The organism is Salinibacterium sp. M195, assembly GCF_019443965.1.
In the GTDB taxonomy this organism is placed as follows: domain Bacteria; phylum Actinomycetota; class Actinomycetes; order Actinomycetales; family Microbacteriaceae; genus Rhodoglobus.
Map to the genome: position 1 here is coordinate 764,206 of NZ_CP040814.1, position 13,143 is coordinate 777,348.

The 13,143-nt window shown below is 61.3% G+C and carries 9 protein-coding genes; 3 read left to right on the forward strand and 6 right to left on the reverse strand.

Annotation, left to right across the window (positions count from 1 at the left end):
- Positions 1-53 precede the first annotated feature (53 nt).
- Both FFT87_RS03630 and FFT87_RS03635 read right to left on the reverse strand, forming a co-directional pair.
- Positions 54-794, reverse strand: a complete 741-nt coding sequence (locus tag FFT87_RS03630; RefSeq protein WP_219950006.1) for a sulfite exporter TauE/SafE family protein — start codon at positions 792-794, stop codon at positions 54-56.
- A gap of 103 nt (positions 795-897) precedes the next feature.
- Positions 898-1,362, reverse strand: coding sequence for a GNAT family N-acetyltransferase (locus tag FFT87_RS03635; protein ID WP_219950007.1), 465 nt, complete (start codon positions 1,360-1,362; stop codon positions 898-900).
- A 79-nt stretch (positions 1,363-1,441) separates the two neighbouring features.
- Here FFT87_RS03635 and FFT87_RS03640 point away from each other — a divergent pair, with 79 nt between their 5' ends.
- Positions 1,442-3,670: a beta-glucosidase gene (locus FFT87_RS03640; RefSeq protein ID WP_255560038.1), complete on the forward strand. Its 2,229-nt coding sequence runs from the start codon at positions 1,442-1,444 to the stop codon at positions 3,668-3,670.
- Positions 3,671-3,697: 27 nt separating this feature from the next.
- On the opposite strand, the gene FFT87_RS03645 is transcribed toward FFT87_RS03640, so the two are convergent.
- The 3 genes from FFT87_RS03645 to FFT87_RS03655 form a co-directional block, all read right to left on the reverse strand.
- Positions 3,698-5,140, reverse strand: coding sequence for a glycosyltransferase (locus FFT87_RS03645; RefSeq protein ID WP_219950008.1), 1,443 nt, complete (start codon positions 5,138-5,140; stop codon positions 3,698-3,700).
- 70 nt (positions 5,141-5,210) lie between these two features.
- Positions 5,211-6,113: a phage tail protein gene (locus tag FFT87_RS14680; RefSeq protein WP_219950009.1), complete on the reverse strand. Its 903-nt coding sequence runs from the start codon at positions 6,111-6,113 to the stop codon at positions 5,211-5,213.
- Between the two features lie 126 nt (positions 6,114-6,239).
- A complete protein-coding gene (locus FFT87_RS03655) occupies positions 6,240-7,622 on the reverse strand; it encodes a DUF2254 domain-containing protein (RefSeq protein ID WP_219950010.1) in 1,383 nt (460 codons plus the stop codon).
- A gap of 96 nt (positions 7,623-7,718) precedes the next feature.
- Here FFT87_RS03655 and FFT87_RS03660 point away from each other — a divergent pair, with 96 nt between their 5' ends.
- Positions 7,719-8,954, forward strand: a complete 1,236-nt coding sequence (locus FFT87_RS03660) for a mechanosensitive ion channel family protein (protein WP_219950011.1) — start codon at positions 7,719-7,721, stop codon at positions 8,952-8,954.
- Positions 8,955-8,965: 11 nt separating this feature from the next.
- On the forward strand, positions 8,966-9,808 hold the full coding sequence (locus FFT87_RS03665; protein WP_219950012.1) for a type II CAAX prenyl endopeptidase Rce1 family protein: 843 nt from the start codon (positions 8,966-8,968) through the stop codon (positions 9,806-9,808).
- A gap of 73 nt (positions 9,809-9,881) precedes the next feature.
- Here FFT87_RS03665 and FFT87_RS03670 read toward each other — a convergent pair whose 3' ends face one another.
- A complete protein-coding gene (locus tag FFT87_RS03670) occupies positions 9,882-13,010 on the reverse strand; it encodes a DUF11 domain-containing protein (RefSeq protein WP_219950013.1) in 3,129 nt (1,042 codons plus the stop codon).
- Positions 13,011-13,143 lie beyond the last annotated feature (133 nt).

Sequence of the window (13,143 nt, forward strand, 5' to 3'; positions counted from 1 at the left end):
CTGCTGAACGCCGGATGCCCGGTCCCCGAGAGTGGGGGCCGGGCATCCGTTCGTTAAGAAGCGAGAGCGAGCGCACCGTCGATGATCGCGACGGTCCCTCCGAGGTAGGCCACGATGATCACCGCGATACGGGCAACTCGATGACTGATGTGACGAGTGAGCACTTCACCGAGCGCGAGCCCCACCAGCAGCGAACCGATGATGAGGATCCAGCTGGCGGCATCCAAATCAGGAAGCACCCCGCCCGAAAAGAACGCCTTCGTCGCGAGGGATGCCGTGCCGACGATCACAAAGTAGGGCTGCAGAGTGGCCGCGAAGTTCACTTGAGGCCAGCGCATCAGCACCGCATAAATGCTGAGGGCCGGGCCGCCGACTCCCGCAGCCGTATTCATGAAGCCGGATGCCGCCCCCGCGACGATCGCCGCCGGGCGGGCCGGAACGACACGCTCCGCGCGCGTGATGACCAGGGTCGCGGTGAGGGCAACAATCACGAGAACCCCAACCCCCAACTGCATAACAGCGCCGGGAAGTCGAGTCACGAGCAGTGAGCCCGGGATGATGGCCGCGACCGCCGGGATCGCCAGCCACGCGAGAGTGCGCCACTCGATGTGTCGCCACACGCGCGGGATGATGAGCAGAGACGAGACGACACCACACAGGTTCACGACGAGCACCCCGTCGAAGGGCCCGAGCAGAATCACGATCAGCGGAGACGCCACGAGCGCGAAACCCATGCCGGTGATGCGTTGAGAGAGTGCTCCTATAACGACGGCGAGAGCGACAAGAGCGAGCACCGCCCTAGCCTAGGCGGACGTGATCGTCGCCACGGACGTGATCGCGGTAGTGGACGTGCTCGCGGTAGTGGACGTGCTCGCAGCGGCCCCAGCGAAACTCTCGCTAGAGCGCCTTTGAGTAGCAGACACTGAGCGGTTCGCCAGCATAAGCTCCGAAGCTTTCGATGCGGCTGTAGCCCTCGCGCTCATAGAACCGCATGGCGTCAGGCTGTGCAGTTCCCGTCTCCAATACGAGTTCAGTAGCCGACTGGGCACGAGCCCACTCCTCAAGCCCTCTCAGCACGGCGATCGCAATACCGCTGCCGCGCTGGGCCGGAGTGACGTACATCCGCTTGATCTCGAAACCGCCATTGTCGAGCTCGCGAAGCCCACCGCAGCCGGCAGGAACACCGTCAACGTAGGCGATGAGAAACACCGTGACGCTGTCGGATGTCGGCTTAGCGCCAGGCTCGCTGTCTTCAGTTCCGTAGCGCGCAGTGAGCTCAGCACGCTGCGCAGAACGCAGCATCACCGAGTCAGCGTGCTCGAAGGGAACGCTACGGAGTTCAAGTTCGTAAGTGTCTTCCACGTCAGAAGCCTAGTCTGCGCCGCACGCCATCCCACTCACATTTTGCGAGAGCACAGCTACAGGGTGCAGACTTCGAATCATGGAGAATGCGAACCGCATCGTGCACAGCGCTGGCGGTATGCCGATCAGCGACGCAGCCGTGCCAGTCACGACGAAGGCTTCGGTGCACGCCTTTGACGAGGCGGTACGCGCTGTTCGTGCCGGCGAACTCGATGCTGACGAAGCCGCAGCCCAGCTCATTAGGCTCCTGACCGATAAGGAACTGCTCGGGTTGCTCGACGGTGATTCTCCCCGGCGACTCTTGCCCTTCATTCCCGCCCTCCTCGGTCGGCGACCATTCGTGGCCGGTGCGGTATCGCGGCTCGGCATCCCGGGCATTCGATTCAGCGACGGTGCTCGTGGTGTCGTGATAGGTGCGGCTACAGCGTTCCCCGTGACAATGGCGCGAGCAGCAACCTGGGATCCGGAGCTTGAGCAACGGGTCGGGGTAGCGATCGGCGCCGAGACCCGCGCGCGGGGCGCGAACTACTCTGCCTCGGTGTGTGTGAACTTGCTGCGGCATCCCGCCTGGGGCCGCGCGCAGGAATGTTACGGCGAAGATCCGGTGCTCGTCGGGCAGATGGGTTCGGCCCTCACTCGCGGTGTTCGCGTGCACACGATGGCCTGCGTGAAGCATTTCGCGCTCAACTCAATGGAGAACGAACGCTTCGAGGTCGACGTGGAAGTCGATGACCACGCGCTGCATGAGGTGTACTTGCCCCATTTCAAAGCCGTGGTGGATGCCGGAGCCGACTCTGTCATGAGCGCCTACAACCGGGTGCGCGGCGAATACATGGATGTTAATCGCGCCCTCCTGACGGATGTGCTGCGAGACGAGTGGGGTTTCACCGGTTTCGTGACGAGCGACTGGGTTTTCGGAACTCACGATGCGGTCGTCAGTCTGCAGGCCGGAATGGATGTCGAGATGCCGTTGCGCATGCTGCGGGCGCGCGCATTACCTGCCGCACTGCGTAGCGGGGAGCTTGACCGCGCGACCGTGCTGGAGTCTGCTCACCGCATTCTTCGCACCAGTATTTTGCAGGCGGCAACGCGCGAACAGCAGGAGCCGAAGGCGACCATGATCGCCTCTCCCGCGCACCGGGCCCTTGCCCTGCAGGCAGCCGCGGAGTCAATCGTGCTGCTCAAGAACGATGCCGTTGATGAGGCACCGCTCCTGCCATTGGCTCCCGGCACGAGGCGGCTCGCTGTCATCGGGCGACTCGCTGACGAAGACAACTTGGGCGATCATGGCTCCTCTCGCGTTCGGCCGCCATCCACCGTCTCCCCGTTGCAAGGATTGCGCGAAGCGTTCCCGGAGGCGCAGATCACGACCGCCACTGGAAAGAACGAGAGCGCTGCCGCCGAGCTCGCGGCGCAGGCAGAAACTGTTGTCGTTGTCGTGGGCCTCGACCAGCACGACGAGGGTGAGTCCGTCGTTACGGGTGGAGTTGACGTCGGGATACTCGGCCGCGCATTCAACTCTGGTCTGTCTCGCCGTATCTTCATCGGGCTGGCGCACCTCGCGGCACGCTTCGTGCGCGGCGGCGATCGGAGTTCGCTCGAACTTCGTCCGTCCGACGCGAGCCTTATCCGCGCCGTCACCGCAGCCAATCCGCGCACCGTCGTGGTGCTGATTGGCGGGAGCGCGATCGTGACCGACGCGTGGCGGGATAGCGTTCCTGCGCTTGTTCTTGCGTGGTACGGCGGCATGGAAGGTGGACACGCGCTCGCGAGCATGCTGACGGGAGACACCGAACCCGGAGGTCGCTTGCCGTTTGTCATCCCGCGTGACGCGGCGCATCTGCCCCCGTTCGATAGCGCAGCTAAAGCCGTTGTGTATGACGACAAGTGGGGCCAGCGCCATCTCGACGGAGCCGGTATCGCTCCCGCGTTCCCGTTCGGATTCGGGTTGGGCTACACGACCATGACGCACGAGCTCCTCGATCACACGTTTACTGATGCGGGTGGCTCCGCGCGTATTCTCGTGACCAATACGGGCGATCGCGACGGATCGATTGTCGTGCAGCTTTACGCCGCCGATCTGTCGGCCGAGCATCCGGTAGCTCAGCTAGTGGGTTTTCAGAAAGTGACGCTGCAGCGCGGGAAGAGTGCGACCGTGCAGGTCGCGCTCGACGCGGGGCCGACGTTACAGCGGGATCCACGTACTCGGCAGTGGCACGCGCGAGCCGGCGATTGGGCGCTGCTTGCCGCTCAACACAGCCCGTCGCACTGGGCAGGCGCCGTGCCATTGCGGCCCGCCGCCAACTAGCGGATCAGACTGCGACTGCGTCTGCAGCTACGTCTGCGGAAGCGCGTCGATGCGAACACGCAGGGAATCGTCATTGCGCAGCACGGCCCGAATAAGTCGGCGGCCTTCCCACCGAAGCGAAGCAAGCGTCTGATCGGGGCGGAGCACTAACTCGCCCTCAGCCGACGCGTACCGCTTCTGCAGGTCTTGCAGTTCGTCTGCTTTCAGGAGTGCCACCGTGCTGTTGTCGGTGGGGTCGGTCAGCCGCACCAGAGCAGAATCTCCCCGTAGATCGCTCGCCACCATTCGTTTTTCGCTGGCGGCAAGAATAGCTTTTTGCGCGGCGCGGGTCACGACGATCGGGCGGCGCGGGCCATCAAGCAGCCCGGTGAGAACGTCTGCCGCGGCATCCGGTCGTCCGGTGCTCTTCGCGGCCGCTTGCATTCGTTGGAGGCGACCAGGCTCGCTCACGATCTGGTCGATCTTCCAACCGAGCGTGGTGACGTCGTTGCAACGAACAGCAGCACCCTGCTCCATCAGGTAATCACCGTTGCGAACTTCTTGCCCCGGGATGGGGTTCACCAGCACCATGGGCAACCCCGCTGCCATGCATTCGGAGGCCGAGAGCCCACCCGGTTTACCCACAAACAGGTCGGCCCTTCTGAGCAGTGCGGGCATCTCAGTCGTGAAGCCCAGAATCTGGAAGCGATCGTCAGCCCCGACGAGTTTCTCAATGTCGGCACGAGTCTGCTCGTTGTGTCCGCAGACGACCGTCGCGGTAAACACCGAGCGCATATGCAGCGTCTGCCGCACCGCAGCGACGGCGTAGTCTCCGCCCGCAGCGCCCGCAGAAATCAAGATGTGGGGAACGTCATGAGCGACGCGGTTAACCTCGGCATCCGAATACACGCTGATCGGGATGCCGGTAGCTGCCACGCGCTCGGGCGGCAGGCCGAGCGCCATCAGCTCGATCTTGCCTTCCTCCCGCGCCACGTTGAACGAGTGGAATGCGCTTGTCAGCCAGAGGCCTTGCGGATCGTAGTCGGTCGTGACAACCGCTGTTTTGGCATCGATGACTCCGCGCATGAGGAGCGTCGCCATGAGCTGGGCGGGCAGAAAATGCGTGCTGACGATCGCGGTGGGCTGAAAGCGTTTGATCTCCCGAATCACAGGAAGAGAGTTGGCCTGAGTCCAGGGGTCGATCGGTCCGCGGCGCCAAAAGGGGGCGTCGCTGACGTCGTACGCCCACTCGAGCAGCCATGGTAAACCTTTGGCAAGCACGAAGTAGCCCTTGCCCAACACATCGCGGTACAGGGTGCTGCTGACCTGAAGCACATCGAGGACCTTCACTTCGGCGACATCAGCGCGCGCGTCACACGCTTGGCGCACTGCCGCGGCGGCGCTGTTATGACCCGACCCGACGCCAGCGGACAAGATCAATACCCGCTCTCCTCCGGCTGCGGAGGGATCGGCGGTGTGGGTCTCTGGCATGGGGAAATGATAGTCGAGCCGAGTGCGGCTACGCCCGCTGCGCGTGCCTTATCGCCGGCGGCGAACGCGGTTACGGGAAATTGGGGAGGATTCCAGTCACACAGAGATTCCAAGTCATGCCGTTAGGTGTCACAGCACTCATGTTGGGGATCTTGAAGTTGTTGATTCCATCGCCGCCATAGACGTTGCTGATCATCAAAAACAGCGTTTCATTGCCGGAGACGGGCAAAGATCGGCCATCAGCAACCATGCCATCGCCGGCCAGCGAAGAGGCAGTCAGAGAGAGCGTGCCTACAATGCACGTGCTTCTGCTGCCGTTGCTAGCTCCGCCGACGTCGGTTCCGAAATGGGCTGCGAGAAGAGAGTTTCCTGCGGGTCCGGTTGCGCCGGTTGCACCAGTAGCGCCGGTTTCGCCCGTCGCGCCCTGAGGTCCCTGCGCGCCTGTTTGCCCGTCCGAGCCGGGTGCTCCCATCGAGCCGGGTGCACCTAGAGCGCCGTTTGCCCCCATCGGACCCATCATTCCCGTCATGCCGTCTATACCCATGGGGCCGGTTGCTCCGGTGAGGCCTACCGCGCCGGGAACTCCGGCGTGCCCGGTTTCTCCCGTAGCGCCGTCTGCTCCAGTCGGGCCGGTCTTTCCGGCGGCACCGGCGGCGCCATCTGCTCCGTCGACGCCGTTCGCGCCGGCGAGTCCATCTGCTCCGTTGATGCCGTCGGTGCCGTTAACACCGTCTGCGCCGGCAACTCCGTCGGCCGCTGCCTCCGTCACGAACACGGCCTCGACAAAGCCTGCACCGCACGGGTCTGCGGCGGCGATGAGTTTGATTGCCGAGGAGGATGCGTCAATGCAAGCCTTCTGCAGCGCATCCGCGGAGCTTCCTTGAGCCGTGCACCCGGCCAGCAGAACAGCAGCGACGGCCGCACCTGCAAAGAGTCGAAGAGAGCGTGAGGGAGCGCGAAGCGGTGAAGGCAAGAAAGATCCAGTCGTTCGGGATGGCGCACAGATGCGTCAGAAGTTGATACAAAGCTATCGAAGCTGAGCGAGTGGGCTACCACTGGTCTCTGCCCCCACTTAGAGGGGGTAAGCGCCGCTGCCGGCCTAGAGCCAGCGGTGAGCGACGGTCGCCGCGCGGGCCGCCTCGGCGAAGTGGGCGAACCGTTCACGCTCGACGAAGTCGTACGTTTCGGCCGCAACGGATGCCTCCAGCCGATCAATCTGCTGAAGCACCGCCTCTGATTGCTCGCTTCGTTCTGCGCGGTAGCCGACCTCTTGCAGTAGCTGAAAGAGCCGCTCAACCACACCGGGGTCGCCTGCGCCATAGCGTCGTGGTTGAGTCAGGGCGATGTCGAGCAGGCTCACGAAATCGTGAGGTTTGATGATGACGCGCACGAGATCGTCGTCGTCGGTGAGCCCCATCGATTGGATGGGCAACTCAGCCAGGGAACAGAGCGTTGCCGAAATGTGGCCAAGCGTGTGCACCGCGGTCGTGGGGTCGTTGACCCCTGGCGACAGTGCGCGGGCAGTGATGTCAACGAGTTGCCGGATGCCGAAACCAATATCTTGGCTGGCCGTGCGCTCATAGGCGAGGTCAACGGCGCCCGCTATCGCCCGGTTAATCGTGTCGCGTTCTTCGTCATCCACATGGCGCATCGGGTCACGGGGCCACCACCGTGCCACGGGCGTTTTGCTGACGACGTGATGCCCGACAGTGTGCTCTTCTCGCACGACAACGTCGTACTTAATCGCGATGGTCAGGAGCCGCGAACGATCGGTGGAACGGATGAATCCTGACCGTGTGGCCAAGCTGAATTCGATGCGTTCGTCTGGTGGCCACTCGGGGAGCTCTGTGCGACCGACCGCCATAGTGGATGCCACTAGGTTGATCGTGCTGCTGGTCTCCAAATAAACCTGACGCATTGTTGTTTCAATGCGTAGTTGCCGGGCTAGATGCGCCAAAAACAATACAAGCATGACGACGCTCGCTAGCGTCAACAGCGAAGCCAGGGTGACGGCGAGCCGCGGCACTACAGGGTCGAAAGTGTCGGAGCCATCCTGAATCGTGCGCAGTACTGTCAGGGAGTACGCAAAGGTTCCAACGAAGACGGCGAGAGTCCAATGCACCGTTGGGTCTTTGAGGAAGGTGCGCAGCACGCGGGGGGAGGCTTGGCTGCTGGCGAGCTGCAATGCAACAACCGTGAGGGAGAAGGTTAGCGAGGTTGCCGTGATCAATGATCCAGCAACGGCAGAGAGCACCGCTCGTGCGGCCTCCGGCCCTCCAGCAAAAAGCACACGCTCAAACCCTGGGGCAAGGGACGAGTCGACGGCGCGATCCAGAAGAGGTAGCGCTATGCCCAGTGCAACCGCAATGATGATGAACAGAGTAGGCAGCGGCCACAGCTCCGTGGCGATCGATTCACGAATGGTTGCCGTCCACCGGCGCAGAGAGCTGCGTCGTGCACTGTGAGTTGCTGCCTCGCTCATTGCACCCCTCTCGAATCGCCCTAGTTAATCACGGCAGGCGCCATCACGGTAAGTGCCCGTAGGCTGGCACAACGCCAATGAAAGGAAATCACTCGATTGTTTGAATGGGTATCGTGGCTGGGTCTTGCCGTCGCTGTAGTGATTGCGCTTGTCGCAGTTGTCATCGCTATCGGGGTGCTCTCCCTCATTGTGCGGGGAATCGCACGGCTGCGACCGGGGGTGTACAAAACCTTGGCACCGACTCGCCGCCGCCTGAGAGTGCTCATGGCATTGCTCGCCGTCTGGGTTGCGATCTCGATCACCCTCCCCGTTGAGAGTTTTCGCGGCGTTATCGATGGGGTAACCCTCGTGCTCGTCATTGCCGTCAGCGGGTGGCTGCTCATCGCTGTGATCAACCTCCTGCTCAATCGAACGCTCACTCGCTATCCCACGGATGTTCCCGACAACCGGGCCGCTCGCCGCATCCGCACCCAGATTCAACTGATTCGTCGGGTGCTTGCTGCGGTCATCATCATTGTCACAATCGGTGCCATTCTGTTGACGCTCCCCGGAGCAGAAGCGCTCGGCGCGAGTGTTCTCGCCTCCGCTGGCCTCGTCAGCGTTGTCGCCGGCATCGCCGCGCAATCAGCTCTCGCTAACGTGTTCGCGGGAATGCAGCTCGCCTTCAGCGATGCCATCCGAGTAGATGACGTTGTCATCGCCGACGGTGAGTGGGGCCGTATTGAAGAAATCACCCTCACCTACATTGTCGTGAGCATCTGGGATCAGCGACGCCTCGTGCTGCCATCCACCTACTTCACGACCACGCCATTCCAGAACTGGACCCGCAACGCCACCGAGCTTCTTGGCGAGATCAACTTCGATCTCGACTGGCACGTCAATATCGATCAAATGCGCGCGCAGCTCAAAAAAATCGTGGCCGACTCCGACCTGTGGGATGGCCGCACCGCCAACATCCAAGTCGTGGATGCCACGGGTGGCTTCGTGCGCGTACGTGTGCTGATCAGCGCCGCAGACTCTGGCGCACAGTGGGATCTCCGCACCCTCGTTCGCGAAGACATGGTCGGCTGGTTGCAGCAGAAGAACCCCGCAGCGCTGCCCCGCACTCGCGTGCTCATGGTGGAGAACGAAGCCCGGCCGCGCGGTCGTGCTTCCATTGATCCTCAGGAGCGCGGGCTGTTCAGCGGCAGCGCGGAAGCTGAAGCGCGCCGCCAAGAGTTCACGGGAGCAATTGCGGTTCAGGACAATGTCCCCGAGAACCTGGTTGGCCCAGAAGAAACCGATGCCGACGAGGCGCAGGCCTCGACAGCGAAGCGCACTTCCACCGACTAGGAACCACAACGATGCCCGCACTCGATAGCGCTGCACCCACAATTCCCCTCAGCTCACGAAGTTGGGGCCTTGTTCCCGCAGCGCTATTGAGCGGGTCAGCGGTTCTCCTGTTCTCCCTGCGGATGCCGCTGCTCGGCTATGTCGTTGTGGCGTTGGCGCTCGCCGCAGCCTGGTTCACCGACAGCCGCAAGCTCACGGATGGCCTCGCGAAAGACCTGTTTCTCATTGCCACCGGCATGGTCATCGTCTCGACCATTTCGGTGGCCGCTGACATCAGCTGGGGCAACTTCTTCCTGCTCGGGTTCGTTCTGGCGGCGGCCGTGGCCGTTCCCTATGCGCTGTCACGTTTCGTGTTCAAGGATCGCCTCATCCGTTTTCGCTGGCGGGGCGGATGGCCGTGGAACCGTGTTCAGTGGGGCTACCTGTTTCTCGTGCTCTTTCTCGGCTGGCTCATCCTGCCGTTCTACTTCATCACGAGCGGTGTCTACCTCAACTGGCCTGCGGTCGTTGCGCCTGACGAGATTGGTCGGCTATTTGTTGGAGTGAACGCCGTCGGCACCTGGGACGAGTTGTTCTTCATCCTCACCGTCTTCGTGCTCTTCCGGCGGCACTTTCCGGTCTGGCAGGCGAACCTGCTGCAGATGGTGATCTTTGTGTCGTTCCTGTGGGAACTGGGCTATCAGTCGTGGGGCCCGCTGCTGACGATCCCGTTCGCCCTGCTGCAAGGCTGGATCTACTCGACCACGAAGTCACTGGTCTACGTGTTGAGCGTGCACCTACTGTTTGACGCGGTCGTGTTCCTCGTCATCGTGCACGCGCGCAACCCGGGAGTAATCGGGTTCTTCCTGCTGTAGGAATCGTCCCATTAGGGCGAAGCCTGTCACTTCCGGTCGTTAGCTCGAGGCACAATCCCTAGTGCTCAGGGGATTACTTGATGCGAATAACGTTCGTAGTTGCAGATCCATTTTTCACAAAGCGAGTCCCTATGAAGAGCAGGGCAGCACCGCCGAGGATTCCCCCTAATGCAAAGAGGATGCCGCCGGTGCTGCTAGAGCCGGTGAACGCGAGGCCGGCCGGGGATGACTCGGAGATGGGCACGATAGTCACCGATGCGGTATCGAGTTCGGTAAAGAGGCTGACGCCTGACGCTGAGGTCGCACCTGCAACGGCCGATAGTGAGACCGATCCAACCGCGGCATCAGCCGCCGTCACTCGATATTCGACGGAACACAGGGTTGATTCCCCTGGTGCCAGCGATGCCGATTGACAAGTAATGGTTCCCAGAGTTCCCGTTCCGGAGAAATCGTTCGGATTGACGACGAGACTGCGGAGGGTGCTTTCGCCAGTGTTCGTCATCTCGAATTGAAATGCCATGGTTGCGTTAGCTAGTGTGACCTCCGATCGACTGACCGAAGCGCGCATGGTGACCGCTGCAGTTGGGGTGATGTCAACGGAAGCGTTGGAGAGGCTCGATCGCACTCGTGCCCCTGAGGGTGGTGTGCCGCTCGCTGACGCGGTGTTCTGGATTTGACCTGCATCTACATCGGCTTGCGTAAGAAAATATTGTGCGGTGCAGCTCGTTGAGGCGGCCGGGGCCAGAGTGAGCACCGCGCACGAGGGCATCGTAATTGTGCCAGTCCCCGTGAACGAACGCTCCGTAACCTCCACCTCATCGAGAGTTACATTGCCGGTGTTCGTCAGGAGAAAACTGTAAGTCACTTCTTGTCCGATGCGGGTGAGCGGGCCAGAGGTGGCCGACTTATCTACCGAGAGTGACGGAGCAGAGGCAATCCGGAAGTTTGCTTCGTCAGGTGCGGAGACGATTGTGGGGCCAGCGGGCGAAGAGCCAGCTGCCGTAGCCGAGTTTTCCAGACCGCCGCTGTCAACATCGTCTTGTGTCAGTGTGTAAGTCGCGGTACAGGTGATCTGTTCTCCTGGAGCAATTGAGCTTGCGCCTGCCGGACAGCTCGGTGTGCTCATCGCGCCCGTTCCGGAGAACGTGCCTTCCCGAACAGCTATCGAGTTAAGGGTGACGTTTCCTGTATTGGTGATCAGGAACGAATACGTAACCAGCTGGTTTGCAGCGGTGAATCCACCGGGACCTGCAGACTTTGCCATCGACAATGACGGGTCTTGAACCGCCGGTAGCGTGACCGTTTGAGGTGGTGAACTGACCGGTCCGCTTGCTGCGGCCACGCCAGACGACGTTGCGGTATTGGAGAGTGATGCTCCGTCAACATCGCCTTGTACGGGTGTGTACGTGGCAGTGCAAATCATTTGTGCGCCAGGCATCAGCGTGGTTGGCGCCGGGACTCCACAATCAAGAACACTCATCCCTGCGGGATTCGCACCATTGAATGAGTCCTCACTCACTGTCGGAGAGTTCAAACGGACGTTTCCGCTGTTCGTCACTACAAAGGTGTAGGTGATCGGCTCTCCATCAACCACAGAAAGCGGTGATGCAGACTTCACAAGTCGAATCGACGGCGCTCGTGTAATAGCTGTCGAAACTGTCGTGCACGGGTCTGCTGATGCCTGCCCGGCAGGAATGCAGGCAGTGTTTGAAAGTACGGCGTCTCCGGCAAGTGAAACTGTCACGGAATACTTAAGCGTCACGGAGGCGCCTGCAGCAAGCGGCCCTGACCACGAGAGAATTGGCGATGTAAAGGTGGGCCCGCTAAGCGCGTTCGCGCTTGCGTCGTTGTTGAAAGTCGCATCGTCGAGCACGCCCGAGAGATCATCAGTCACTGTGGCGGGTTCAGCTGACGTATAGGCGCTGCCTCCTGTATTGGTGGCAGTGACCGTGTAGCTCACAACATCGCCTTCGCGGGTGGCAGTCGAGGCTGTCGAGGACTTTGAGACAGACAATTGCGCGACCGGGGGGAACGACTGGCTTGCGCAGTTTGCTGGCGGATCGAGTCCGATAATGTCACTGAGGTTGCGTGCGCAATTTTGGAAGACTTGAGCGGCTGCTCCCTGCGCGACAGGAGAAGTTGGCACGACGTCAACCGTGAATGTACACGAGGTAAGGTGTGCGGTGTCCCCAGCGAGGTCACCTCGGAGGGTGATGTTGCCGCTGCCGCCCGCCGCGGAAATCGCACCGTTGGTGCACGTTGTTGAAGCATTGTTCGGGCTTGCCACTTGGAGCCCAGAGCTCAATTCGTCCGTGGCGCCCCAGCCGAGTTTTGTGGCGAGGTCGCTCGTATTCGTCAGTGTGAACGTCAAAGTAGAGACCCCAGAGACGGGATTCGGTACCGAGAACGACTTGTCGAGTTGAGGCGTAGCGTCAAGAAGTTGGATGTTGTCAAAGGCGCCGTCGTTGCCGCCGGTACTGCCATTAACGTTTCGCATCACGACCCCAACGGAGTCACCAGTGGCAATGAACGAACCACTCGCAGGGTAATGTCCGCCTCGAGTCCAGCCAGCGATGTAGGTAGTTCGAGGGTCTGCAGTATTGCAGGGGTTGATTCTCCCGCCCAACGCAGTTTCAGTGTTGTCCGCATTCTTTATATAAAACTGAAGTAGGGGCGCGCTGGCGAAACAGTTTGCTGCTGCCGCATCCACGGAGAACGTGAGAAAACGAGAAGGTGTCCGCAGGTCAATCGCGTCGGTTGTTGCGAACTGGACCTGGTTTGAAGTGAGGCCCGTGCCGGAGGTGTATGCCGCAACAACGCTATTTGTGCTTGGTGGTGTCCCTCCGATGGTTCCGAGCACTGGGGCAAGAGTGCGAACTGCATAGAAGCTGCTGCTTCGGTTGTCGCAGGCTCGTGCCGGGTAAGTGCTGCCACTCGAAAGGATGAAGCCGTTGCAGTTAGTGGCTCGTGCCCAGTAGTTAGAGGCGGTGTAGCCGCCACCGCTGTATTGGGGGCTCGTCGACTCGTACTCGGTGATCTGTTGAGGGACGCCCGCATCGGGAGAGTTTTCAAAGTCTTCGCTATAGAGCACTACGGGGGCATTGGGCACGCCAGGAGCCGCCGCAGCTGGTTGTGCGCCACCGATTGACGGGAACGGGGTGACTGCGATCGCGGTGGCTGCCAGCGCGATCGCTAATGTCATTCGGATCAGACGGTCGAAGCGTTTCTTAAAAGATCGTTCGACATTGAGTACTTTGCGCATGCTATCCCCCGAGAGCCGAGCAGCGCCAAATTTTGTACGCGTGATATCCCTTTAACTGAGGATACGTGCGAGA

Excerpts from the sequence above, each read along its gene's own strand:
- FFT87_RS03640 (WP_255560038.1), top strand. The coding sequence starts at position 1,442 with ATGGAGAATGCGAACCGCATCGTGCACAGCGCTGGCGGTATGCCGATC.
- FFT87_RS03665 (WP_219950012.1), top strand. The coding sequence starts at position 8,966 with ATGCCCGCACTCGATAGCGCTGCACCCACAATTCCCCTCAGCTCACGA.
- FFT87_RS03655 (WP_219950010.1), bottom strand. The coding sequence starts at position 7,622 with ATGAGCGAGGCAGCAACTCACAGTGCACGACGCAGCTCTCTGCGCCGG.
- FFT87_RS03645 (WP_219950008.1), bottom strand. The coding sequence starts at position 5,140 with ATGCCAGAGACCCACACCGCCGATCCCTCCGCAGCCGGAGGAGAGCGG.
- FFT87_RS03670 (WP_219950013.1), bottom strand. The coding sequence starts at position 13,010 with ATGACATTAGCGATCGCGCTGGCAGCCACCGCGATCGCAGTCACCCCG.